Here is a 24,880-nt window from a genome sequence, read left to right on the forward strand (position 1 = left end):
ATGGGATATCACGATTACTCCAGTTTGATTGGGATCTTATTTTCTTGCAAGTCCCTAACCAGTCCTAGAGCGCCCATTACTCACCTTCAAGCTTGGCTCAAATTGGGAAATCCTGGGCGCGACCCGTTGAAAGAAAATTCAGAAATTCCGACTTTACTAAAGGATTGTGAAGAGGTCTAGCCAAATAATAATATTTATCATAGCTTTATAGTTATAGAACTATTGATTTGCTCGCCTCATTACTCATGGTTAACACCCTACCGAAGCCAGAAATTAAAACCCCCAGCAAAGAAACTGTACTCACCCCCCGGTTTTACACTACAGATTTTGAAACCGCAGCCAACCTGGATTTGTCTGCCCAGGAAACGGAGTTGCAGGCGATGTTGACAGAAATGCGGACAGACTACAACCGCCACCATTTTGTTCGGGATGAAGCGTTTGAGCAGTCTTGGGAACACATTAGCGGTGAAGCAAGGCAGGCATTTATAGAGTATTTGGAACGTTCTTGCATTTCTGAGTTTTCCGGCTTCTTGTTATTCAAGGAATTATCCCGCAAGCTAAAAAATCGCAGTCCAGTGCTAGCGGAAATATTTCAAATGATGGCGCGTGATGAAGCCCGCCACGCCGGATTTCTCAACAAAGCAATGGCCGATTTTAAACTCTCCCTTGATTTAGGCACTGTTACTAAAACCCGCACTTATACATTTTTCCCGATTGAATGGGTACTTTACACCGTTTACCTCTCAGAAAAAATCGGCTACTGGCGTTACATTATTATTTTCAGGCATCTAGAAAAGCACCCAGAAAACCAGTTTTACCCCATATTCCGCTACTTTGAGAGCTGGTGTCAGGACGAAAACCGCCACGGGGACATATTCAAAGCATTATTGCGTTCTCAACCGCAACTTTGGAACACCTGGAAATCTAGGCTGTGGAGTCGCTTTTTCTTGCTATCAGTATTTGCTACTCACACTCTGACAGTTCATGAACGTTCCGGGTTCTACAAATCATTGGGACTTGATGCCACAGAATTTGATATCCAAGTTGTCCGCAACACCAATGAAACCGCAGGACGGGCTTTTCCTGTAATGTTGAATACCGAACATCCCAAGTTTTTCTCACGTCTACAACGCTGTGCTGGTTATAACTTAAAAATTGCAGAGATTGAAGGCAATTATAATCCGAAATTGGTGAAGCTAATTCGCAAACTACCTTTGATTGCAGCAATTGTTTGGAATTTGCTGTTAATTTATCTCATCAAACCAATTGATACTGAAGCCCTGCGGGGAACGGTTCGTTAGCTATTTATTAGATATCTGCTGGTGAAATTAATTATGTGTTCTCAATAACGTATAATTAATTTCACTAGATGTCAATTCTTGAGTATTGGGTAGCTGAATGATGACAAAATTAGACTAAAGTCTATATATAAGTAGGGCTTGCTGAATAAACATAAAACCTTGATAAATCAATGCCTTGAGTGGGATAAAAGGTGAATAAGGTGCAAGGAAAAAGACTTGATATCACAAAAAATCAATCACTTTTTCGGAAGAAAGAGATTTAGGGGTAGTTTGTAACTCCCCTCCTGCCTCCTGCCTCCTGCCTCCTGCCTCTTAGCCCTCACGAAAAGACTTTTTCAGCAAACCCTAAGTATGTCAATAAAATAGTTAAATTTTTGTATATATATAATACTGGAATGCAATAGATAAGAGGTTGACTAATTAATCTAGAAAATGTAGGAATTAAGAGATGAGCGACATTAAAAGACAAGCCGCTTTGCCTTTACCCACATGGAAGCGACCCAACACAGGAACATCAAATTTTACGAATCCATCGCTTGTCTCATCCAATATTCCTACATTGGCCAATCCAACACGCGGTTTTGGTTTACCAATAAATAATAATACTCCACTCGATACAGTCATGGAAGTAGCAGGCGACCTTCAAGAAGCCCCGTCTGCTAATGAGCAATTATTAGAACCAGAAGCTATCAAAGAAAAGCCTCTTGTTCACGACATTAGTCGGATATCTTTGCGTTGTCCACAGCCGCAACTTATAGTTAGCCAGCAAAAAGACCAGTATGAGCAGTCAGCTGACCAGATTATGCTTCTACCTAGACCTAAGTCAAATATAAATGTCGGTGGAATAGGTTCAGATATAGTACAACAAAAATGTGCAGATTGTGAGCAAGAAAAAGAGGAAGTAGAAACCGAGTTGTCGCTACAACGCACTAGTGATAACAGCATTCAGACCCAAGACAATATTGAGAGTCAGTTAAATAATAGTAAGGGTGGAGGAAGCCCGTTATCTCCCGAAGTGCGAGACTTTATGGAACCACGCTTTGGTAGTAAATTCGACAATGTGCGAGTACATACTGACTCCAATGCTACGCAGATGAATAAGTCGTTGAGAGCGCAGGCCTTTACTCATGGTAGTGATGTTTACTTTAGCGCCGAGAAATCACCTGGTAATAACGAGTTGACAGCCCATGAGTTAACCCATGTGGTACAACAGACAGGCAAAGTGCAGAAACAAAGCGATGCATCTACAGCACCAGCCCCTGTTGAACAGACATCCAATGGTATGCCGCCCAAAAAAGGGACAACTAAAATTGACAAAAAGAATGCCACAATTACTGCTTCTGGAAAAAATATTACCGAAGCAATTACAAACTTAACATCACAAGGAAAGGGCGAAGCGGGCAGTGTTACTTGTGCCCCCGAAAAAGATGTCAAAACTTACCAAGCAGAAGATCAATCCAATGAAATTGTCTACGAGGCAGATGTCTTAGTAACAGAAACTAAGGCAATGCCCGTCTGGACTGAACTCGATCAACAGTGCGAACCCGTTAAAAAAGAATGGGCAAGGTTTTATAGCGCTCTTGATACACACGAGAATGGGCACATTAGTATTGATGAAAAGGCTTTTAAAGATTTACACAAAAAGCTTCTTGGCAAAACAACCTCAGCATCTGACAAGATTTTTAACGATACTTACGCCCAAGCGAATACTGATAACAGCGCCTACGACACCACAACGAAACACGGACTCACTCAAGGTACAGGAGTAACTCCGGTACAGTGCGGCCCAGAAAAAGTTTCTCAAAGTGGAGATGAATCGGATGCAAAGGTAGAGGTTCAAACTCAAAAATCAAATTGAGAAATTTAGAACTTACGCACTGTACAAATTAATCATGGTATGTATTCACGAAAATAGGTTGTTTCAGACCTTTATTAATTGTTCTTTGATGATTGGTAAACCCGCGCTGTAGGGCACAGCAATGCTCAGTGGTGTCAACTTAACGTAAAAGTTAGGTAAGAGAAAGCGTCTAGAGTTGCCCTCATCCCCTAACCCCTTCTCCCAACATGGGAGAAGGGGAATTGGAGAATTATGCTACCCTCTCCCAAATTGGGAGAGCAGGGTGGGGGTGAGGGCAAAACTCATGCAGTCAGTAGATTTCAGCTGAAGTTGACACCAATGAGCAATGCTGTGCCCCTACGACAGATGTGGTTTTTCAAGCCCTTCATACTTTGTATTTTGTGTCAATGCATAAGTCATAAAATTATAAAAAGAACGCCGAACGATACGGAAGCCACTTGGTTTGACTACAATGCCAGAATGACACCAATGAGCAATGCTGTGCCCCTACGACAGATGTGGTTTTTCAAGCCCGTCATACTTTGTATTTTGTGTCAATGCATAAGTCATAAAATTATAAAAAGAACGCCGAACGATACGGAAGCCACTTGGTTTGACTACAATGCCAGAATGACACCAATGAGCAATGCTGTGCCCCTACGACAGATGTGGTTTTTCAAGCCCGTCATACTTTGTATTTTGTGTCAATGCATAAGTCATAAAATTATAAAAAGAACGCCGAACGATACGGAAGCCACTTGGTTTGACTACAATGCCAGAAGTGTCAACGGCGAATTTATTCACAAGGTGCTTGATTCTTCTGGCTGTCTGTGATACTTTTCTTTTTACAAACCATAAAATACTGTAAGTTTATCAAGTTTACGTTGTTTTAGATTTCGTTAACCTAGTTGCAAGGATTTGAAGTTAAGAATAAATAGCTAATCTATCGAGATTATTTATTGCAGGTATAACATTGCGAACCAACGAACTAGAAATTAATCTCTAAGCCAGGGCAACCTTATGAGCAAAATACGTGCTGTGATTGTTGATCCCAATGTGCCGGGGCGTTTGGCACTGAGTGAAGTAACTGCACCAAAGCCTGCCCCAGATGAAGCTCTAGTGCGGGTAGCGGCAATTTCCCTCAATCGGGGAGAGATAAAACGTTCAACCACTGCTGAGGCTGGTTGGCAGCCTGGTTGGGACTTAGCAGGTGTAGTAGAAATCCCCGCCGCCGATGGTTCGGGGCCTCCCCAAGGGGCGCGTGTAGTTGGCTTGCGCCGTGCCGGTGCTTGGGCAGAACTCGTGTCTGTTCCTACTAACGCCTTAGCAGTAGTGCCGCCATCAGTATCTTTTGGTCAAGCCGCCACACTACCTGTAGCGGGTTTAACTGCATACCATGCAGTGTTAAAAGGTGGTTCACTTTTGGGTCGGTCAGTTCTGGTTACAGGCGCATCAGGAGGCGTTGGTTACTTCTCTATCCAATTGGCGCAACTGTCAGGAGCGCAAGTTGTGGCACATATTCGTCAACCTGGCTATGAAACTCTAGTTAGAGAAGCAGGGGCGCAATCGGTGGTGATTGGCGAAGACCTCTCACCTGCCAGTGAGTATGGGCCCTACGATCTAATTGTAGAGTCAGTAGGTGGCAAGACTTTGGGGGTAGCCCTTGGCTTACTGGCACAGGATGGGAAAACTGTGCTGTATGGAGTATCTGGGGGAGCTGAAGTAACATTCAATGCAGCTCAGTTTTTTGGGACTGGTAGCGTGAGCCTGTATGGCTTACGTCTATTTGATGAATTGAGATTTGAATCAGCAGCAGTCGGTCTAAAACGGCTTTTGAGTCTTGTAGAAGCAGGTGAGTTACATCCTCACATTGATTTAGAAGCTTCTTGGACACAAATAGCTGATGTGGCCCAACAACTACTCGATAGGCGTTTTCCTGGCAAAGCTGTGTTGCACATTTCAAATTGAGCAATAGCAGATGGTATGAGAGATAGTACTGATTTCTGGTTGAAACTAGATCAGCTTGTAGCCATTAGTAATTTCAAGATAGATCGCCCAAAAGGGACATCACATCCACGTTATCCATCCTTTGTTTATCCGTTGGACTATGGATACTTGGAAAACACTCGCTCTGGAGATGGAGCCGATATTGATGTCTGGATAGGTAGTTTGTCTAGCAAAAAAGTCACCGCCGTCATTTGTAGTGTTGACTTGGAAAAACGGGATACAGAAATCAAAATACTTCTGGGCTGCACTTCTGGAGAAAATCAAGCCATCTTGGATATCCACAATACAGGCTCTCAATCAGCAATATTATTGGTTCGCAAATAAATTACTTACATTTTTGAGGGTAAGTTTGTATGAGCTTAGAACTAAAACTATCAGGTAAAACAGCGATCGTTACAGGAGGAAGTGCGGGCATTGGTTTAGCCACCGCCAAAGCACTTTATAGTGAGGGTGTGAGTGTTGCGATCGCAGCCCGCAATCAAGAAAGACTAGAAAATGCAGTAGCTGCCATCCAGTCTTTACCCACCCCAGGCGCGAAAGTTATTGCCATCAGCGCTGATTTAACTAAAGCAGAGGATGTTGAGAAAGTCGTTTCAACCACCTTGGCCCAATTTAATCAGATTGATATCTTGATTAACAATGCAGGTTCAGCCCGTGCTGGGTCTTTCCTAGAATCAACTGATGATTTATTTTTGGATGCTTGGAACTTAAAATTATTGGGCTATATTCGCTTAGTTAGAGCCGTCGTCCCACATCAAAAAAGTCGCGGTGATGGGCGGATTGTCAATATAGTTGGTGGTGCAGGACGTACACCTCGTCCTAACTTCCTAGCTGGTGGTACAAGCAATGCTGCTTTGCTTAACTTCACAAAGGGCATTTCTAAAGAGCTAGCCGAGTACAAAATTCGCATTAACGCTATCTCCCCTGGTGCTACAGCTACTGAGCGTGCCGAGACTTTAGCTCGGCAGAATGCCCAAGCGCAAGGCATCACCATCGAGCAAGTGAAAGCACAAAACATCCAAAGTATTCCTTTAAAAAGAATCGCCCAGCCAGAAGAAATTGCCGCGCTGGCGCTATTTTTGGTGTCCGATCTTGCTGCATCGATTACAGGAACAGAGATTATCGTTGATGGCGGATCTACCCCTGGTGTTTAACAGTAGAGACGCGATGAATCGCGTCTCTACTCTTGTAAAAACATAAACTTCTTGGAGATAAAAACATGGGTTCTCAATACTTTGATATCAAACCAGTTGCAGGACGTATCGGTGCTGAAATCATCGGTGTTAATCTGAGTTCTAAACTCAGCGATGACATCATCAGCGATATTCGCAAGACTCTAGTCAAATACAAAGTCATCTTTTTCCGTGGTCAGCAACAACTCGATGCTGATGGACAGGTTGCCTTCGCTCGTCGTTTTGGTGAAGTCACTACAGCCCACCCAACTGTACCATCGCTGCCAGAAAATCCAGAAGTCTTAGACCTGAATTATGGGCGTACCACTTCCCGCGCCAATAGCTGGCATACTGATGTAACATTTGTAGACCGTCCTCCTCTCGGCTCTATCTTACGAGCGCTTGACATTCCTCCAACCGGCGGCGATACAATCTGGGCAAATTCAGTAACTGCATACCAAGACTTACCTATTCATCTACGTAATCTCGCAGACCAACTTTGGGCAGTACATAGCAACAAATACGACTATGCTACTGCATTTGACTTACCTGAAGATGCCAAGGCTTACCGGGCTGTCTTCACCTCGACTGTATACGAGACTCTGCACCCAGTTGTACGCATCCATCCCGAATCTGGAGAGCGTGGGCTATTCATCGGCGGATTTGTGCGCCAGTTCCGTGGCTTATCAACAACTGAATCAGATGACATTCTCCGGCTGTTGCAAGCATACATCACACGTCCTGAAAACACAGTCCGGTGGCGTTGGCAAGTTGGTGACGTAGCCTTTTGGGATAACCGGGCGACTCAACATTATGCGATCGCAGATTACGGCGACCAGCCCCGCCATGTTCAACGAGTCACAATTGTCGGCGACCTCCCCGTTGGCATCGATGGTAAACAAAGTGAGGCTATCAAAGGAGATGCTTCTGAGTACAACCGACGTCAGGCAGTTACAGTTTAAAAGAGATTGGGGATCGGGGATTGGGTACTGGGAAGAATTCTTTCCCCAGTCCCTAGTCCCCAGTCCCTAGTCCCCAGTCCCTAGTCCCCAGTCCCTATTTACCAAAAAGGAGCTTAAATGGATGGAAACTACCTGCATCATGCCACTTGCGGAAATAGAGCCAAATCCACTGATTGCTGACCTCCCCAAAGTAGACTTGCACATTCATCAGGAGTGGTCGCCGCGCCTTGACCGAGTGCTGGCGCGGCGTGAGGGACGGATACCCTACAATTGGCGCAATTGGGTAGAGCGGATGGTAGCTGAAACACCGCCTGGGATAGCACGCCTGCGGCAACTTGCTACTGTTTTCCCTGCAACGCGAGATAGTGATGCGGAGCAAGAAAATTTCATCACCCGGATTGAGGATTTATTAGAAGAAGCAGCAGCAGACGGAGCCATCTTGGTAGAAGTGCGTTTTGGCAACGAAGATGTACTCAAACCAGACCTGATGACATTGTTCCGAGAAGCTGAGCGTCGCGTCCAAGCGCGGTATCCCAGACTCCGGGCTGAGGCAGTATTTATCTTGATTTTGGATCGGTTTGAAGGCGAACGCTTAAACCATCTAGTAAAAGCCTGTATTCAAGCAGGAGATGAAGGCTTAGGCGGAATAGATTTTCTTTACAAACCTTATGATACAGAAGCAGATTGGACTACGGCTTATCAAATTGCAGAGCAGGCAGCTAGCGCCGGGTTAGGAATCACCGCCCATGCTGGGGAATTCTCTACTGCCAATATTGCTGCTGCTCTGCGCGTACCTGGACTAACAAGAATCGGTCATGCAACACACGCCATAAACGACCCGTTTATATTCGATTTACTGGCAAAGAGCGGCGTTACTGTTGAGTGTTCCCTGAGTTGTAACGTTATTCTGGGCGCTGTATCTTCCTACAGCGAGCATCCGGTTCAGCAGCTTGTGAAGTCTGGTATTCCCATCGCTCTGTGTACAGACAATCCTGTGCAAGTCTGCACGACCATTGGACGAGAGTATGCAGTAGCTCATGCCCTTGGTTTTTCCGCAGATGAATTGCTGGCTGTTACCCGTAATGCGATCGCAGTAGCGTTCACATCACCACAGCGCCGAAATGAATTATTAGATGCTGTAGCAATGTATGACTGATACACGCACTGCTGTCTTGGAAACAATAGCGGATACTTTAATCGAGCGTGCTGATGCTCTGCCTTTTCGTGTTCTGCAAGTAGCAGTGACAGGCATTACTGCTAGTGGCAAATCCACTTTGGCACAGGAGCTAGCGCAGATATTAACCAGACGTGGAAGAAGTTCTGTTCACATTGCAGTGGATGATTTTCATAACCCACGCGATCTGCGCTATCGCCGAGGTCGTGAGTCGGCTGAAGGCTACTATTTTGATGCTTACAACTATCCGCTCCTCAAAAAGCTTGTGCTTGAACCGCTCGGATCTGGAGGTAATTTAATCTACCAGGCACGTGGGTTCGACTTGGAAAGAGATGCTCCAGTGGAAGAGATACTTAATAAAGCCAATCCTGGAGATATTTTTCTTTTTGCTGCCAGTTTTTTGCTACGACCAGAGATTGTCTCTTACTTTGACTATCGTATCTATATAGATACAGATTTTGATGTGGCCGAGCAGCGTGGGGTAGACAGAGATGCAGCACGGCTTGAGTCTTGGGAAAACGCAGTTCGTCTGTATCGTCAGCGATACCATGCCGCACAACGAATCTATTTTGCAGAATCTAATCCTGTGCAGTATGCCGATGCTTTATTAAAAAACAATAATTTGGCAGAACCGATTCTCTTCTTGAGAGCAAATCATCTTTCCTAATTTATTGACCAGATTTTTTCAAATGTTAAAACGATAGAGATTTGAACTCAGTATCTAATGACGATCGCACTTTTTTTATGAAATTCTTCTATACACCTAACTCTCCCTATGCACGCATTGCACGGGTAGCAATAATAGAATTGAATCTGTGCAATCGCATCGAAACGCAAAAAGTCATTGCACGAGATCCAAACAGCGACCTATTGAATTACAACCCTACAGGTAAAGTACCAACTCTAGCGACTGACGACGGATTTATCTTGAGTGAAACACGTATAATATGCGCTTATCTGAATCACTTAAATCCTGAAATTAAACTAGTTGCTGACATTTCTAATGGCTTTTTACAGCAACTCGAAGGTATGACTGGTGGGTTCATAGATGGTATTGCTGTCTGGGTAAGGGAGTTAAGGCGTCCCCACAGTGAGCAGTCTACTGGGGTGATCGAGTTTGAGCGTGAGCGGGCGTTGAGAATTTTGGACTATTTCGAGAAGATATCAGATAAACTCGACCAAACTCCAAAACTTGCTCATATAACCCTCGCCTCTTCACTGGGACTAGAGATCCGTCTTCCCAATCTGCAATGGCGGCAAAAATATTCAAAACTTGCTCATTGGTACGATGAATTCTCTAAACTACCCTCTATCCAAGCAACAAGACCAGAGTCCTAATAACTAACATTTTATTGTTCCAAACAAGAGAACGAAAAAAGCACAAGTACGCCCTCACAAATAGAAATATGAGTACAAAAAAACAACTTAAACTCGGAGCATTTTTACCCGGCAGTGGTCATCACGTCGCAGCATGGCGACATCCCAAAACTCCGGCTGATGGAGGTCTGAACTTCCAACATTACAAGCAGCTGGCACAAACGGCTGAACGGGGTAAATTTGATATGCTTTTCCTCGCAGATGGTTTAGCCGTCTGGGATCGAGGGCAAGGGACTGAGGCTTTTAGTCGTTCGGGACAATTCAGTGTCCACTTTGAACCTTTAACCTTGTTGTCGGCTCTGTCTGCGGTGACAGAAAATATCGGGTTGGTGGCAACATCATCAACGACTTATGATGAACCTTTTCATCTCGCCCGCAAGTTTGCATCACTAGATTATCTCAGCGGTGGTCGTGCCGGATGGAATCTTGTAACCTCTGCTGCTGAAGCCGCAGCGCAGAATTTTAGCCAAGAAAACCACCTAGAACACTCGCTGCGCTATGAACGGGCGAGGGAATTTGTGGATGTTGTCACCAAACTTTGGGACAGTTGGGAAGACGATGCTTTCCTCCACAATAAGGAGTCAGGTATTTACTTTGATGCAGAAAAGTTGCATATTCCCCATCACAAGGGCAAATATTTTTCGGTGCGCGGCCCGCTCAATGTGGCGCGTCCACCGCAGGGATATCCAGTAATCGTACAAGCGGGATCTTCCGAAGCTGGCCAGGATTTGGCTGCCCAAACAGCAGAGGCGATTTTCACTGCACAACAGACATTGGCAGAAGCTCAAGCCTTCTACGCCAGCGTCAAGGAGAGATTAGCTAAATACGGACGTTCCCCTGACCATCTTAAAATTATGCCAGGGGTATTCCCAGTGATTGGTAAGACTGAGCAAGAAGCTAAGGATAAATATGAGCAACTTCAGGAGTTGATTCATCCGCTGGTCGGATTAGGGCTGCTTTCTGGGCTAGTGGGTGGCCATGATTTGTCCAAGTATCCCCTAGATGGGCCGCTGCCGGATCTGCCAGATACCAACGCTGGCAAAAGCCGCTTGCAGTTGATTACCGATCTTGCCCGCAGAGAGAACTTAACAATCCGACAACTGTATTTGTGGATTGCAGGAGCGCGGGGACATCGAACGATTCTCGGAACACCAGAACACATTGCCGATCAGTTAGAAGATTGGTTCGTCAATGGTGGAGCTGATGGATTTAACATTATGCCACCCTGGCTACCTGGGGGTTTAGATGAATTCGTGGACTTGGTAATTCCCGAACTGCAACGTCGAGGAATATTTCGTACTGAGTATGAAGGTAGTACTTTACGCGAGAATCTTGGTTTGCCCCGTCCGGTGAACCAGTTCACCACAAAGACTGCTTCTGAACCTGTGGGCGTCGGTTCCTTGGCATAGTTTTGATTGAACAACTGGCAGTGTTTTTGAAGCGACGGCTTTGATTTCCTCAAACTTCATCTGGTTTGTTATTCCAGTGGTTTTAACAATACAATCAAGTCGTCTCTAAGGAAACTTTTTATCGTGTTGGGCATCCTAACGGTTCTTCTATCCTCCTTTGTTTTGACGTTTCACAACGTTACTGTCCGAGTTTTGTTTTCAGAACATCTCGTACTAGGTTTATTTTTACTCGGTGGATACGTTAAACCGGATTTGCAGAATTCCTTCTTGCTGATGTTCATGCGAATGCTGCTGGTGGTTCCACTCATGGCATCTCTATCATTCAAGCTATATCCATCTGCTTGGACAGAACTCCAAGACTTGTTCACCCGCAAGCGTAGGGATGTTCTGATTCAAGCTCTTGGCTGTGGAGTGCTGATGTTTGTGTATATTGCCTCACTCTACATTGCTATTGGCTTGATTCCCACAGGTATTGCCTTGACCCTCTTCTTCACCTATCCCGTATTTACAGCGCTGCTGTCTTGGAGGTTTTTTGGCGATCGCCCCACATTGTTCCGTTGGCTAGTAATGGCTATTATTCTGGTAGGAAGCGCTCTCACCATTCCCCAATCTTCTGCTACCTACAGCAGTCATACCATTGCGATCGGCATTTTTGCTAGTTTTGGCGCTGGGATTGTTTACGCCTTTTATTGCATCATTGCTCAAAAATGTTTAGAAAAATTCCATCCAATTCCCTTTACCTGGATCAGTTTTGCTTCCACTTTATTGCTTTCTGGTATTAGTTTACTGTTTTGGCCAGCTAAGAGCGGCCAACTTGATTGGACACCCCTATGGATTGGTAGCATATTTTCCGGTCTTGTCAGCTTTCTCGGACACACTTTAAACAATGTGGGGATTCGGATGGTTGGCGCTTCTACCGCTTCCATAATTGGCTCTAGCAGTCCAGCATTGACAGCGTTAGTTGCATGGATAACCATTAACGAAACTTTAAATGTGATTCAGAGTGTAGGGATTGGTGTTGTCACATTGGGGATCGCGTTACTTAGTGCAGAAGGCTTTGTGAAATCGCTCAAAATTAGGGGTTGAATTGGGAATTAAGATATGCCTTTCTCCGCTATCCTTTTCGATCTTGATGGGACTTTGACAGATCCTAAACCTGGCATCACTGGTTGCATTCAGTATGCGCTCTCTGAACTCGGTTACAAATCACCGAATGCTGATGAATTAAATTGGTGTATTGGCCCACCACTCAAAGATAGTTTTTCGCAATTACTCAATACCTTGGATCGCACAGTAATTGAACAGGCTCTTTTACTATATCGTCGTCGCTTTGCCACAATTGGATTATTTGAAAACTCACTTTATCCCCAAATTACAGAAGTTTTAAAAGCAATTCGTTTTGCTGGCTATAAAACTTTTGTTGCGACTTCCAAGCCATATATTTATGCGACGCAAATTATTGAATATTTTGGCTTATCATTGCTTTTTGATGGTGTTTATGGTAGTGAACTTGACGGAACGCGGAGCATAAAAGGTGACTTAATTCACCATATTTTATTAACAGAAAAACTTTTACCATCTACTGTGGTGATGGTAGGCGATCGCTCACATGACATCATTGGAGCCAAACGCCATCACATCGCTTCAATTGGTGTCACCTATGGCTATGGAACTGAGGAGGAATTAAAAGCTCATGGTGCTGACTTGATTGCCCATTCTCCAAGTGATATCCCCAGACTTATAATTCGTAATTCGTAATTCATAATTCATAATAATGCCGCCATCATTAACGTTTATCCATAGTTTGCTTCTCTTCAGTACCGCTTTCATTGCAGGCGGTTTAAATGCTGTAGCGGGTGGTGGAAGCTTTATCACGTTTCCAACTCTCGTCTTTACGGGTGTACCCCCGATCGCAGCTAACGCCACCAATAATACCGCGATTTGGGTGGCTGCTCTAGCCAGTGCTGGAGCATATCGTCAAGATTTAGGCATCGAGCGGCGAGATTTTTTACTTCTATGTGGCGTCAGTTTAGTTGGTGGCATGATTGGCTCCATAGCTTTGTTGTATACATCGCCAGATATCTTTAAAAAGCTGATTCCCTATCTATTGCTGCTAGCAACAGTTGTATTTACCTTTGGCGAACCGTTCAAAAAGTGGTTGCAGCGTCAAAACCAGAATACATCACCGGAATCTGTACCCTTGTTTAATTTGGTACTGGCTCAACTAGCGATCGCAATCTATGGCGGTTTCTTCGGCGCAGGTTTAGGGATTTTAATGCTGGCAACTCTGACATTTTTAGGTATCAAAAGTATTCACAAAATGAATGCTTTTAAGACATTTTTAGGGAGTTGTATCAATGGAATTGCGATCGTTCCATTTATTTTTGCAGGTGTGATTGCTTGGCATCAAGCTATTTTGATGGCAGTCGGTGGCTCTCTTGGTGGTTATTTAAGCGCCCATTATGCTCGTCAACTTGAACCCCACTTAATTCGGAAATTTGTCATGATTGTTGCCTTCAGCATGACTGCCTACTTTTTTATTCACGGTTAAGACCTGGGAACTACTCAGGGGTGATATATGGAAGCATCAAAAAAATCACAAGTCGTGCTCCGTGCTTTTAGTTCTAGAAATTTTCGCCTGTACTACATAGGTCAGGCAATTTCTCTGATTGGTACGTCCATGACTCAAGTGGCTACTAGTTGGTTAGTATATCGCCTCACCGATTCCGCTTGGTTACTCGGTCTAGTGGGCTTTGCCAGCCAAATTCCCACGCTTGTTTTGATTCCTCTGGGTGGAATCGTCGCCGATCGCACGAACCGCCATCGTATTCTGCTTGTCGCCCAAGTTCTGGGGATGCTTCAGTCTTTGGCTCTGACATGGCTGGCTTTGAGCGGTACTATTAACGTCTGGCAGATTGCATTTCTTGGTGTGTTGCAAGGGATAATCAACGCCTTCGATATTCCCACCCGACAGGCATTTTTACCAGAAACGGTCAGTAAGGAAAATCTTGGGAATGCGATCGCCTTGTACTCCTCCCTTGTCAGCGTTTCAGTTATGGTTGGGCCTGCGATCGCGGGCTTGTTAATTGCGGCAATGGGATCGGGGCTTTGTTTTCTGCTCGATAGTATCAGTTACATCGCCGTAATTATTGCCCTTCTTGCAATGAACCTTGCCCCCAAAAAAGCTGTTATTTCCAAACGCAAACCTTTAGAAGAATTAAAAACTAGTTTTAAATATGCCTTTGGGTTTTTGCCAATTCGCTCAGTCTTGATTGGTTCGGCTTTAGTTTGCTGCGTATGGGGATTTTACTTAGCTTTGGGGCCGATTTTTGCCAAGGAGATTTTGCAGGGTGGCCCTAACACCTTCGGCTTCTTGATGACAGCTTCCAGTTTGGGAACCTTAGCAGGTGGTATCTATTTAACTAAGCATAGCAATGTACTGGAGTCGGGTAAAGTTCTAGCATTGGGTATATGTTTTATGGGAGTAAGCTTGATTGTCTTTGCCCTATCTCGTGTATTTTGGCTTTCGCTGCTCTCATTATTAGCGGCTGGTTTCGGCTTTATTTTACAGATAATTGCCGGACGCACTTTGCTTCAGTTGTTGGTGAGCGATGAAAATCGCGGACAAATTACCGGTCTTTACGTTATGGCATCTACAGGCGCAGTACCTATAGGTAACTTAATAGCTGGCGCACTAGCAAGTAAAATTGGTAGTAGCAATACTGTCATCCTTGGTGCAAGTATTTGTATTGCAGGCTCAATTTTCTTTATGCAGCAAATCTCCACCTTCCGCGATCTGATTCGTCTGAATCTACCTACTGAAGGAGCTTAAAAGAAAAATAGCTCTGGCTATTTGAAAGAGTGCATAATCAGCCATAACACCAAAAATTGATAACAACAATGACTACTATAAATGACCCTGCTGTTGTAGCTGAAGTAACTGATTTGTACCTCAAGTATGAAGAAGCCCTTTCTAATAACAATTTGGAGGTGATGGATAGCTTATTTTGGGATGCACCCGAAGTAGTGCGGTTTGGAATTACAGAAAACCTGTATGGTGGCGATGAAGTTCGTAACTTTCGCCAGAATCGACCAAACCCAAAAATAGAGCGAGAAATCTCGAATCTCAAGGTTGTAACCTTTGGGAAAGATGCAGCAACAGTAACTTTAGAATTTCGCCGGATTATCAATGGTGTAGAGCGTTTCGGGCGACAAAGCCAGACTTGGTACAGGTTTACCGAAGGATGGAAGGTGGTTTCAGCACACGTTTCATTATTGCCAGTGTGAGTTTTAAAACTATGACTAGCATTACCGAAATTGCCCCAGATATCTATCGCATCTCAAGCTATGACCCAAAAATAGATATGCAATTCATCCAGTTTTTAGTGAAGGATGAAGAACCATTATTATTTCATACGGGTCTAAAGAGGATGTTTCCACTAGTACATGATGCAGTGGCAAAGATTATTGATCCATCACAAATTCGCTGGATTAGCTTTAGCCATTTTGAAGCAGATGAATGTGGATCGCTAAATGAATGGTTGTCCATTGCGCCAAATGCTCAGACAGTTTGTAGCCCCATAGCAGCCTTTGTGAGTGTAGATGATTTTGCAATTCGTCCATCCAAAATTATGCAACACGCTGAAGTTTTAAACACTGGTAAATATAGTTTTCAGTTTCACCATACACCACAAGTTCCTCACGGTTGGGATGCAGGATTATTCTTGGAAACTAGTCATAAAACCTTGTTTTGCTCAGACCTTTTCCACCAGTTTGGAGATGTGGAAGCAATAACTGAGTCTGATGTGATTGAACGGTTCCGTCAAACAATCGTCAATTATGAAGCAAGTCCTTTTCCCAATTACATACCATATACAACGCATACCGCTCGCATTCTCCAGGAATTAGCAGTTCTCAAGCCGCGTACACTGGCGACAATGCATGGTTCAACGTTTGTGGGAGATGGTGAACGTGCATTGCAGGATTTAGCAGTTGTGTTGCGAGAAGTTTTGGTGAAGAAGTAGACATGACAACCTATCCTATCGCCTCTAGTCCATCATTAGTGCAGCAGGCCGAATCTCTAGCTGCACAACTTGAGTTTACCCAATCCTCACTCCCAGAAGTTGGTCGTCTGTTGCACGTCCTCACCAGCCATATCACACAGGGTCAAATTGGTGAAATTGGTAGTGGATGTGGGGTTGGTGCAGCGTGGATTGTGAGCGCATTACACCCAGATAGTACATTGATTACGATCGAGAGCGATCGCCAGCTTGCCAAAGTTGTGCAACAGCTATTTGCAAATAAGTCTAATGTCCGCACACTTCAAGGCGACTGGCACGATTTACTCACCTACGCTCCCTTCAATTTGTTATTTGCCGATGGCGGAAAGGCAAAACTCACAGAACCTCAAACATTGATAACTGCTCTCAAGCTTGGAGGCTTCATCTTACTAGACGATCTCACACCCGAAGAATACTGGCCACCACAATGGCACGGACGCACAGATCAAATCAGGGAATTTTGGCTCAAAGATCCTCGGATTGCCGCCACAGAAATCCCCGTGACGGCAAAAAATTCAGTAATTCTAGCGACACGCATCCAATGAATTATTTATGAATGCGACTTTCAATAAAAATAGTGTGCAAAGATTAATTCTGGTTAGACATTCGCTTCCAGAGAAAATAGCAAAATTGCCTGCTAGAGACTGGCCATTATCAGCAGAAGGGCGAGAACGCTCAGAGTTGTTAGCGCAAAGGTTAGCAAATTTCCAACCAAGTACTATAACTGCTAGCAATGAGCCAAAAGCTATAGAAACTGCCCAGATTATTGCCCAGAAATTTAATCAATCAGTTGAAGTTTTTGCAGGATTAAATGAACATAACCGTAGTAATCTTAGTTTTATAGAAGAAAAAAAGTTTATTGAAACCCTGACTACTTTTTTCACCACACCAGATGAATTGGTGATGGGATTGGAAACAGCAACGCAAGCTCATCAACGCTTCCAGCAAGCTGTAGAAAATATTATTGCCAAAACTCCAACTGGTGATGTAATGATTGTGTCGCACGGTACTGTCATGACGCTGTTTATTGCTGCTTTTACTGGCAAACAACCATTTTATTTCTGGCAGCAACTTGAGCATCCAATGGCTATAGTACTAGCTTTACCAAATTTAAAATTACTAGAAATAATTACTGTAAAAAGCAGACAAATAGAGGTTTAAATATGGGAAATTCATTTGATTGGGTTGTATTAAAATCTAGACACATAGTAAAAGACAGATGGATTTCAGTACGTTCTGATACTTGCCAAATGCCTAATGGAACAATAGTTGACCCCTATTATGTTCTTGAATATCCAACATGGGTTAATGTTGTAGCTTTAACAAAAAATCAGGAAGTTATTTTAGTAAAGCAATATCGCCACAGTCTGAAAAAAACAATTCTAGAATTACCCAGTGGTGCTGTAGAGACTGAAGATATTTTACCAGTGGAAGCCGCAAAACGCGAATTATTGGAAGAGACTGGTTACACTAGCAATCATTTTATTGAAACTGGTATATTATCACCAAACCCAGCTACTCATACCAATTTAACCCATTGTTTTTTAGCAACAGATGTGGAACGTGTAGCTGATTTAAAGTTAGACTTTACAGAGCAAATTGATGTAGTTATATTGCCTCTAGAAAAGCTAATCAAAAATATTGATAATGGGATACTGCTGCAAACATTACATATTAGTTCATTATTTTTCGCTCTAAAAAAACTTGATAAAGTGCAATTTTCTTAGTCATCTGGCTATAGTTGCCTTTGTCAACAACCATCAATAAAGGATAAAAGATATATGACTGCAACCATTTCATTCGATCGCGTTTCTGATATCTACGATGCAACACGAGGACTACCGCCTGAGATTTCCGAGCAAATCACAGATTTTATCCTCAATCTAGTTTCAGCAACAGCAGAAACCAAATTTTATGAAACAGGTATCGGCACTGGTAGAATTGCTGTCCCGATCGCAAAAAGAGGTTACTCCTATACTGGTGTAGATATCTCTGAAAAAATGTTAGCTGAACTGCACCAAAAGCTAGAGGGTGTGTCTCATAAATTAACAGCAATTAAGGGAGATGCAACTTCTCTACCATTTGCTGACAATTCTTTTGATGTCGCATTGACAGTTCATGTGTTTCACCTGGTTTCTGCTTGGAAGCAAGCACTAGCAGAAATTCGTCGAGTCCTTAAACCGGGAGGAATTTACCTCTACACTCACGGTAATATGAATTTTAGCAAAGTTAATGAAGATATCAATCAGGGTAGATTTGAATTTCAGCAACGTTGGCAAGATATCATTGCTAGCTATGATTATCCCTTACCTTGCTATGGTGCAACAGAAGAAGAGGTTTTAACAGAGTTGCGCGAACAAGGAGCAAATTTAGAAACAGTGGTTGCAGCCAAATGGCAGTCTAAACTAACTGTGGGCAAATTACTTGAATCTCATAAAAACAAGATTTATCGCCATACTTGGCACATCCCAGATGATATCTTTGCCCGTGCAATTCAAGATTTGCAAGACTGGGCTTTGCAACACTACGGCTCTTTAGACTACGATTTGTCTGGTGAAAGTAGGTTCAAGATTGTAGTAGTACGCAACTGGACTTAATTGCGATAAACAAGTTTGTAGTAAGGACTAAAGTCCTTACCTTACAGCAATTTTCAAGTAGTTAAACCACGACTGAAACGGTGAGTAGAAAGTGTGGAGTAGTGTAGTTCAATTACTTGAAAAGCACTATAAGCACTTCAGTGCTTACTACGTAATAGACAAATAGTACTTACGCAAAAACTCTCTGAAACTCTTATTTCTTTGTGTCCTTCTCTGACGAGACGCTGTGCGAATGCGTCCTTTGCGGTTCGTTTTTTCATGATTTTGCGTAAGTCCTAACAAAGATAAACTGGACAATGACTAAACGAGGATTCACTAATGATATTGGAAACTCAACGCCTATTACTGCGGGAAATGACGCTTTCTGACCTCGATGCGTTACTGCTTGTCCTCGGCGATGTAGAGTCGATGCGCTACTACCCAAAGCCCTTTGACCGCGAGATGGTGGAAAAATGGATTGACCGGCATCGCTGCAACTACGCACAGCACGGCCTCGGCTTGTGGGCGATGGTTCTTAAGACGACGGGTGAGGTAATCGGCGATTGTGGACTGGTTTGGCAGGAGGTCGAGGGAAACCGAGAACTCGAAATTGGTTATCATGTCCGCAGCGACCAACAAATGCAGGGTTACGCAACTGAAGCTGCATCTGCTTGCCAAGACTACGCCTTTAACGTGCTGGGTAGCGCGCGCGTCATCTCCCTGATTCGCCCAGAGAACATTCCCTCTTGCCGTGTAGCTGAAAAGAACGGACTCAAGGTCGTTCAAGAGACACTCTGGCGCAACATACCGCACTATATATATGCTGTGCAACGCTCAGAAAGTAAACTTCTTACAACAAGCAATCTCGGAAGCAGAGAAGTTTAATAATCTCTGTACCAACGTTGAGGCTGCTCACCGAGTACATAGCTAGCCATTGCATCAACATGAGAGCGAAAGTATTTGGTCATAGGGCATTAGGTAAAACAGTTTCTCTTTTCCCTCAAGACTTGTGGCAGAGCCGCAATGAGCAGCATTTCCAGCCTCTTGCTGGAAACGAGATTTGAAAAGGATTAAGCGTTGGGTTGTAGAGCAAACTTTTGGTTGGCTATGCTTCAAAATATCAGGTGCATTTAATTTTTTGAGTATAAAATCTAGTTGCTAAAAGAGCCGCACCTGCTACTAAAGTTGCTAGTACACTATCAGGTTCAGGGACGGCAGCAACTTGAGCATCAATTCGTGCAGTTCCAGCAAACAAACCAGACAATTTAGGGTCATCTAATATATCAGCAAACTCTGGAGAAATCAACAATTGAACATCAGGTATGGTTAAATTTTGGCCATCAAATGACACAAGTCCCGGAGTGCTCAAATCAAACAAAATTGTATTTAAAGAAAATGTGTCTCTTAAAACAAGTCCGCTGGCACCTGTGACAGTACGTCCTGGAGCAAAACCGATTGAAAAATCACCAACAGTAATTTGATCGTTGAATGTAACAGTACCAGTATGCTCGATTGTACCTGAGAGCGGAGTAAAACCGCCCTCGTCACTAAACGTGAAGTTAGTAAGTGAGTCGATGTTCCAGCCAACTAAATAATTGCTGGGAATTGGTGCAACTGCCTGATTAGTGCCTGTCAAGGTTAACCCAATACTACTAAGAATCTTATCGTGATCGCGATCAATGCTGGTGACTCCAGATATCACTTTAAAAGTTGCAGCTTCTACCTCTATGGGTGCTATTGAGATAAAAGCTGCTGTCGTACAACCAAGAATCCCTGCAAACTGAAAAAAACGCATATATATTTCTGATGATCTTCGTACTTTATTTTATATAAAAAAACGTCCTTTATTAATCTATAAACTCAAAAATTACCGCTAAAAAACTATTCTCAAAACTTAAGATTATGCAACCATACAGTTAATAACAAAATTTAAACCATGCAGTTACAAATACCAAGTTAAGTAAGTGGGTAAAAATAAAAATTACTGGTCAGCATGAGGCGTAAACTATAAGGTATAAAGTATTAAGGATATAAGATGAAAAAAATATAGTTACGTTTAATTATGTCCAATGCCAATTATTTGGGAGCAAATTTCAAAGTCCCTCTCCAAACCTTGGGAGAGGGATTTAGCGCTCTTTTATTACTCTCGTCAGATTAAATTTGAAACCCTATTTTGGCGTTAGTCCGCGCAGGCGGACGAGAGTTTGTGTAGCCGCGATTTCTAATCGCTTGGATTATTCTCTCTTCAGAGTCATAGAAGAGCGTTAGGATGAAAGCTCATTGATTCATGCAAGAAGTCTAATCAGGTATTTGCAGACTCTAGCTGAGAATTAGAGAAAGCTGATTTATTCTCGCCGATTTACTTCTTAGTTCACAGACTTGTTCTAATCCACCAACTTATTTTATCCAAATTAGGATCTATTTCCTGCCACAAACTTGCTGAAGAGTCTGCTTCTCTTGTTGCTGCGAATATTTTATATATACTATCGAAGTTTTTTTGAATCAACTGCTTATCTAGTTTAGGAATATCTAATTTCAGATATTTCAAACGGTTGGATAACTCTACTTTCTCTTTTGTCGGCAAGTCGGCAATCTGAGCAACTTGTTCTAAAATTTTGTCTATTGATACAATTATTTCTTGCAGACTGGGCTTTTTAGTTTTTAATTGTAAATCTTTTTCTTCAAAGGCTTCTTCTTGATTACCTAACTTTACTAAGACTATTTTGACGAAGAAAAGATTGTAATCTATCTCACTAACTTCACCCGCTTGCTGATGATATTTTCCACTTTTATTTATAACTACTATGTCACCTTTCTCAATTCTATTGTTCATAATTTATACAACCTTGTAATTAAATTACTAAATAATCTCCTCTACAGAAAATACTACTCTAAAGCCACAAACCCTCAGCCCACCGTCTGACTCATTCCAGCTACGACTGGCGCTCCGACAAAGTTCTGCATTGAAACTCCAAGAACCACCGCGTAGCACCCGGCGATTTATATCACCGCCAACTTCCCAAGCTGTTCCATCTAAGGGTGCGTCATTGTAATTGTTATGCCACGAATCAGCACACCATTCCCAAACTAACCCGTGCATATCGTACAATCCAAAGGCGTTGGCGACTTCAAAACTACCGACGTTTGTTGTTTCTTTACGGAATTTGCTTTTTGGTTCCATAGTGCAGCTGACTAACTCAGAGGTAATGGTTTCGCCAAAGTGGAAGGATGTTGTAGTTCCCGCACGACAAGCATATTCCCATTCAGCCTCACTCGGTAAACGATAGTCGCGTCCAGTTTTTTCTGATAGCCTGAGACAGAATTCTACAGCCTCATACCAAGATACATTTTCCACTGGTCTATCTAGACCTTTGAATTTTGATGGATGGGGATTTAAAGCTTGTTTGACTTTGGGTAAAGCTGCTACTACTCTCCACTGTGCTTGAGTTACGGGAAATTTCCCCATAAAAAATGGTTCAACGGTAACTTGATGTCGTGGACGTTCGTCAGCATCTCCTTCAAACTCCGGTGAACCCATCATGTAACTACCACAAGGAATTGATACCATTTCTAATGTGACAGACTTACCTAATTCTTCAGCAAAGAAGTTTGCATTACAGTTTATGCGGTTTACTTCTCTACCACCTGTGTCTACTGTCACTACGTCAAATTCAAAGGTTTCTAATGGGGGTAATGGTACGATTACTTTTTGTGGTAGCGGCGGTAATATAGGTTGAGGCATCGAAACAATTTTTAAGGCAACAGGTTCAATGTTCGATGTGGCAAACTTTACATCATTGATGACTTCTACTGCTGTTTGATACCTTTCACTCGGTAGATGCTTGAGTAATTTATCTAAGATTTTCCCTAAGTCGTCGCTGATAGTAATGTCTTTTTTCTGTAAACGTTCGCGCCACAACCATTTAGCATTCATGGCATCATAAATAGGGTCATTAATCTGTCCAGAAGCATCCTGCAAAGGCAAACATTGAGTTAAAAGACGCACACAAGTTACGCCCAAAGCATACAAATCACTGCCGTGACAAGCAAATCCAGCCATTTGTTCTGTTGGGGCATAGCCAAGGGTATAAATTACCGTAGCTTGTCTTCCTATACTGGTTTGTGTCACCTGTTTAGCACCGCCAAAGTCAATTAAGACGGGTTTTTCATCACTTGCACGGCGAATGATATTTTCTGGTTTGATATCCCGATGAATAACGTTATGGGTATGAATGAATTGCAGAACTGGCAATAAATCAGCTAAAAGTTCCCAAATTTGTTGTTCGCCATAAATTTGTTGCTGAACTTCTTGTAAGAGAGTTTTTCCTTGAATAAATTCTTGTACGAGATATAAGCTAGTACCTTGTTCAAAATAAGCTAGTAGTCTGGGAATTTGGGTATGATTTTCTCCCAGTTCATACAACCGAAAAGCCTCTTCTTTAAAAAATTCTGCGGCTTTAGTGCGTTGTCCTGTTCCCTGAAACTGCGGGAAAAATTGCTTGATGACGCAAGGGGCGTTTAGTCTGTCTACATCTTCTGTAGAATATGTTCTACTAAATCCACCTTCACCTAAGAGTCTTAATACGCGGTAACGGTTTCTGAGAAGTTTGCCAAAGTTGCTTTGTCCGCAACTGACGCAAAATCTATTGCTATCAGAGTTGAATGGATTTGAGCAATTGGGATTTTGGCAGATTTGCATAATCAGGGGGAAATAGCATCTTCTCCAAAGTTAGCCCCAATATTATCTAATTGAAAACAGTTATGTAGAGAAGCGAACACGGAAGTTTATTCATGTGTTTAAAACTATCTTTCACACGAGGGCATAAGGATGAATAAATTATATTTATTTATACCAATTCAATTAATGATTGCAACACATACTTGGGTTAAGACGCGATGAATCGCGTCTCTACAAATTGTGTATGTCGCATTCTTTTTTCCAATTGGTATTACTTATCTATACGATGACGTTGTGTTAGCAGAAAGTATGGCACATTGCCATAATATTGGAGCGTTAGGCTTACCGTAATGCACCCTAAATTTTAATATAGCTGTTGTTCACTATCTAAAAAAGTTCACGAAGAACGAAATCACCTACCTATAACTTTTATTGCCAATTGCGACTCTTATTTAAAAGTTTTATTCTCTCCAGAAACGCGAATTAATTCAGCTACAAGGGCAACGATCGCAGATACTAAAATTAACATTACACTCAGCGCGTTAATATCAGGTTTAACTCCGGTTCTAATGCGGCTAAAAATTTCCATTGGCAGGGTGTTATAACCGCTACCAGCAGTAAAACTGGCAATGAGAAAGTCATCTAAGCTGAGGACAAAAGCCAAGAGACAACCAGCGACAATCCCAGGCATTAATTGAGGTAACAATACTTTAATGAAAGCTTGGGTTGGTGTAGCGCCTAAATCTAGTGCTGCTTCTTCTAAGTGTGGGTCTAAATTAGTCAGTCGGGAAGCTACCACAAGTCCAACGTAGGCGAGACAAAACACGACATGGGCTGCAACTATTGTCCACAAACTCAAAGGGATTGCAAAGGCTGCTAGACATACTAGGGTCGCCACTGCGATCGCAATATCGGGAATAATCAATGGTAGGTAAGCAATACCACGATACAATTTCTTACCAGGAAATTCGTAACGCGCCAACCCAACCGCCATCAAGGTTCCCAGCACTGCTGAAATTGCTACGGCACAACCTGCAACTATCATACTGTTTTGCAAAGCCGATAAAATGCGATCGTCACTGAACAACTTGCGATACCAATCGAAAGTGAATCCTTGCCAAGTTGCACTGTAGGGCGACTGATTGAAGCTATAAAAGCCAAGCACCAGTATAGGCAGGTACATGAACACAAACATCAGAACTGAGAAAACCGCCTGCCATGAGACACGCGGTTTTTTGAGAGAGGGAGAGATATTCACGTTTATATATGTTATTGATAGCAATACAAAATATCATATTTTATGCAATCAGTCAATGATTTAACTATC

27 protein-coding genes are annotated in these 24,880 nt (G+C 42.9%); 23 read left to right on the top strand and 4 right to left on the bottom strand.

The genetic code is table 11. The features are described from left to right. The 23 genes from HWQ40_RS23810 to HWQ40_RS23920 form a co-directional block, all read left to right on the top strand. Window positions 1–180 (top strand): hypothetical protein (locus tag HWQ40_RS23810; RefSeq protein WP_292782627.1); only part of this gene is annotated, 180 nt, incomplete at its 5' end. Window positions 181–245: 65 nt separating this feature from the next. Next, complete coding sequence (gene acsF / locus HWQ40_RS23815) at window positions 246–1,301, top strand: magnesium-protoporphyrin IX monomethyl ester (oxidative) cyclase (RefSeq protein ID WP_292782630.1); 1,056 nt, start codon at window positions 246–248, stop codon at window positions 1,299–1,301. Window positions 1,302–1,749: 448 nt separating this feature from the next. Next, entirely contained in the window at window positions 1,750–3,159 is a 1,410-nt protein-coding gene (locus tag HWQ40_RS23820; protein WP_292782633.1) for a DUF4157 domain-containing protein, read from the top strand. Window positions 3,160–3,390: 231 nt separating this feature from the next. Continuing rightward, window positions 3,391–3,972 carry a hypothetical protein gene (locus tag HWQ40_RS23825; protein ID WP_292782636.1) on the top strand — a complete coding sequence of 194 codons (582 nt, stop codon included), beginning with the start codon at window positions 3,391–3,393 and terminating at the stop codon, window positions 3,970–3,972. 186 nt (window positions 3,973–4,158) lie between these two features. Continuing rightward, entirely contained in the window at window positions 4,159–5,106 is a 948-nt protein-coding gene (locus tag HWQ40_RS23830) for a zinc-binding dehydrogenase (protein WP_292782639.1), read from the top strand. A gap of 15 nt (window positions 5,107–5,121) precedes the next feature. Next, the gene (locus HWQ40_RS23835; RefSeq protein WP_292782642.1) at window positions 5,122–5,469 is read left to right on the top strand and encodes a hypothetical protein; all 348 of its coding nucleotides are present in this window, start codon (window positions 5,122–5,124) and stop codon (window positions 5,467–5,469) included. A gap of 29 nt (window positions 5,470–5,498) precedes the next feature. After that, window positions 5,499–6,299: an SDR family oxidoreductase gene (locus tag HWQ40_RS23840; protein ID WP_292782645.1), complete on the top strand. Its 801-nt coding sequence runs from the start codon at window positions 5,499–5,501 to the stop codon at window positions 6,297–6,299. 65 nt (window positions 6,300–6,364) lie between these two features. After that, window positions 6,365–7,279 carry a TauD/TfdA family dioxygenase gene (locus HWQ40_RS23845; protein ID WP_292782648.1) on the top strand — a complete coding sequence of 305 codons (915 nt, stop codon included), beginning with the start codon at window positions 6,365–6,367 and terminating at the stop codon, window positions 7,277–7,279. A 121-nt stretch (window positions 7,280–7,400) separates the two neighbouring features. Beyond that, complete coding sequence (locus tag HWQ40_RS23850) at window positions 7,401–8,435, top strand: hypothetical protein (RefSeq protein ID WP_292782651.1); 1,035 nt, start codon at window positions 7,401–7,403, stop codon at window positions 8,433–8,435. After that, on the top strand, window positions 8,428–9,120 hold the full coding sequence (locus HWQ40_RS23855) for a hypothetical protein (RefSeq protein WP_292782654.1): 693 nt from the start codon (window positions 8,428–8,430) through the stop codon (window positions 9,118–9,120). The genes HWQ40_RS23850 and HWQ40_RS23855 overlap by 8 nt, the downstream gene beginning before the upstream one ends. A gap of 41 nt (window positions 9,121–9,161) precedes the next feature. Beyond that, on the top strand, window positions 9,162–9,791 hold the full coding sequence (locus tag HWQ40_RS23860; protein ID WP_292782657.1) for a glutathione S-transferase family protein: 630 nt from the start codon (window positions 9,162–9,164) through the stop codon (window positions 9,789–9,791). A gap of 68 nt (window positions 9,792–9,859) precedes the next feature. Then, entirely contained in the window at window positions 9,860–11,239 is a 1,380-nt protein-coding gene (locus tag HWQ40_RS23865) for an LLM class flavin-dependent oxidoreductase (RefSeq protein WP_292782661.1), read from the top strand. Between the two features lie 123 nt (window positions 11,240–11,362). Continuing rightward, window positions 11,363–12,325 carry a DMT family transporter gene (locus HWQ40_RS23870; protein WP_292782664.1) on the top strand — a complete coding sequence of 321 codons (963 nt, stop codon included), beginning with the start codon at window positions 11,363–11,365 and terminating at the stop codon, window positions 12,323–12,325. A 15-nt stretch (window positions 12,326–12,340) separates the two neighbouring features. Beyond that, window positions 12,341–12,997 (top strand): HAD family hydrolase, encoded by a 657-nt coding sequence (locus HWQ40_RS23875; protein WP_292782667.1) that lies wholly within the window; start codon window positions 12,341–12,343, stop codon window positions 12,995–12,997. Window positions 12,998–13,013: 16 nt separating this feature from the next. Further along, the gene (locus tag HWQ40_RS23880; protein ID WP_292782669.1) at window positions 13,014–13,790 is read left to right on the top strand and encodes a sulfite exporter TauE/SafE family protein; all 777 of its coding nucleotides are present in this window, start codon (window positions 13,014–13,016) and stop codon (window positions 13,788–13,790) included. 27 nt (window positions 13,791–13,817) lie between these two features. Continuing rightward, entirely contained in the window at window positions 13,818–15,071 is a 1,254-nt protein-coding gene (locus HWQ40_RS23885) for an MFS transporter (RefSeq protein ID WP_292782671.1), read from the top strand. A gap of 68 nt (window positions 15,072–15,139) precedes the next feature. After that, on the top strand, window positions 15,140–15,526 hold the full coding sequence (gene hpxZ, locus HWQ40_RS23890) for an oxalurate catabolism protein HpxZ (RefSeq protein WP_292782674.1): 387 nt from the start codon (window positions 15,140–15,142) through the stop codon (window positions 15,524–15,526). 11 nt (window positions 15,527–15,537) lie between these two features. Beyond that, a complete protein-coding gene (locus HWQ40_RS23895) occupies window positions 15,538–16,263 on the top strand; it encodes a hypothetical protein (RefSeq protein WP_292782677.1) in 726 nt (241 codons plus the stop codon). Window positions 16,264–16,265: 2 nt separating this feature from the next. Continuing rightward, a complete protein-coding gene (locus tag HWQ40_RS23900) occupies window positions 16,266–16,844 on the top strand; it encodes a class I SAM-dependent methyltransferase (protein ID WP_292782679.1) in 579 nt (192 codons plus the stop codon). 7 nt (window positions 16,845–16,851) lie between these two features. Then, window positions 16,852–17,460: a histidine phosphatase family protein gene (locus HWQ40_RS23905; RefSeq protein ID WP_292782682.1), complete on the top strand. Its 609-nt coding sequence runs from the start codon at window positions 16,852–16,854 to the stop codon at window positions 17,458–17,460. A gap of 2 nt (window positions 17,461–17,462) precedes the next feature. Beyond that, window positions 17,463–18,026 carry an NUDIX hydrolase gene (locus HWQ40_RS23910; protein WP_292782685.1) on the top strand — a complete coding sequence of 188 codons (564 nt, stop codon included), beginning with the start codon at window positions 17,463–17,465 and terminating at the stop codon, window positions 18,024–18,026. A gap of 54 nt (window positions 18,027–18,080) precedes the next feature. Next, on the top strand, window positions 18,081–18,896 hold the full coding sequence (locus tag HWQ40_RS23915) for a class I SAM-dependent methyltransferase (RefSeq protein WP_292782687.1): 816 nt from the start codon (window positions 18,081–18,083) through the stop codon (window positions 18,894–18,896). 318 nt (window positions 18,897–19,214) lie between these two features. Beyond that, window positions 19,215–19,760: a GNAT family N-acetyltransferase gene (locus tag HWQ40_RS23920; protein WP_292782689.1), complete on the top strand. Its 546-nt coding sequence runs from the start codon at window positions 19,215–19,217 to the stop codon at window positions 19,758–19,760. Between the two features lie 235 nt (window positions 19,761–19,995). On the opposite strand, the gene HWQ40_RS23925 is transcribed toward HWQ40_RS23920, so the two are convergent. The 4 genes from HWQ40_RS23925 to HWQ40_RS23940 all read right to left on the bottom strand — a co-directional run bounded on the left by HWQ40_RS23925 (window position 19,996) and on the right by HWQ40_RS23940 (window position 24,736). Continuing rightward, window positions 19,996–20,670, bottom strand: a complete 675-nt coding sequence (locus HWQ40_RS23925) for a hypothetical protein (protein WP_292782691.1) — start codon at window positions 20,668–20,670, stop codon at window positions 19,996–19,998. Window positions 20,671–21,246: 576 nt separating this feature from the next. Next, window positions 21,247–21,708, bottom strand: coding sequence for a hypothetical protein (locus HWQ40_RS23930; protein WP_292782694.1), 462 nt, complete (start codon window positions 21,706–21,708; stop codon window positions 21,247–21,249). Between the two features lie 27 nt (window positions 21,709–21,735). After that, a complete protein-coding gene (locus HWQ40_RS23935) occupies window positions 21,736–23,574 on the bottom strand; it encodes a bifunctional serine/threonine-protein kinase/formylglycine-generating enzyme family protein (RefSeq protein WP_292782696.1) in 1,839 nt (612 codons plus the stop codon). A gap of 427 nt (window positions 23,575–24,001) precedes the next feature. Continuing rightward, window positions 24,002–24,736: an ABC transporter permease gene (locus tag HWQ40_RS23940; protein ID WP_292782698.1), complete on the bottom strand. Its 735-nt coding sequence runs from the start codon at window positions 24,734–24,736 to the stop codon at window positions 24,002–24,004. Window positions 24,737–24,880: the final 144 nt, after the last annotated feature.

Source organism: Nostoc sp. NMS9 (assembly GCF_017114995.1).
Taxonomy (GTDB): domain Bacteria; phylum Cyanobacteriota; class Cyanobacteriia; order Cyanobacteriales; family Nostocaceae; genus Nostoc.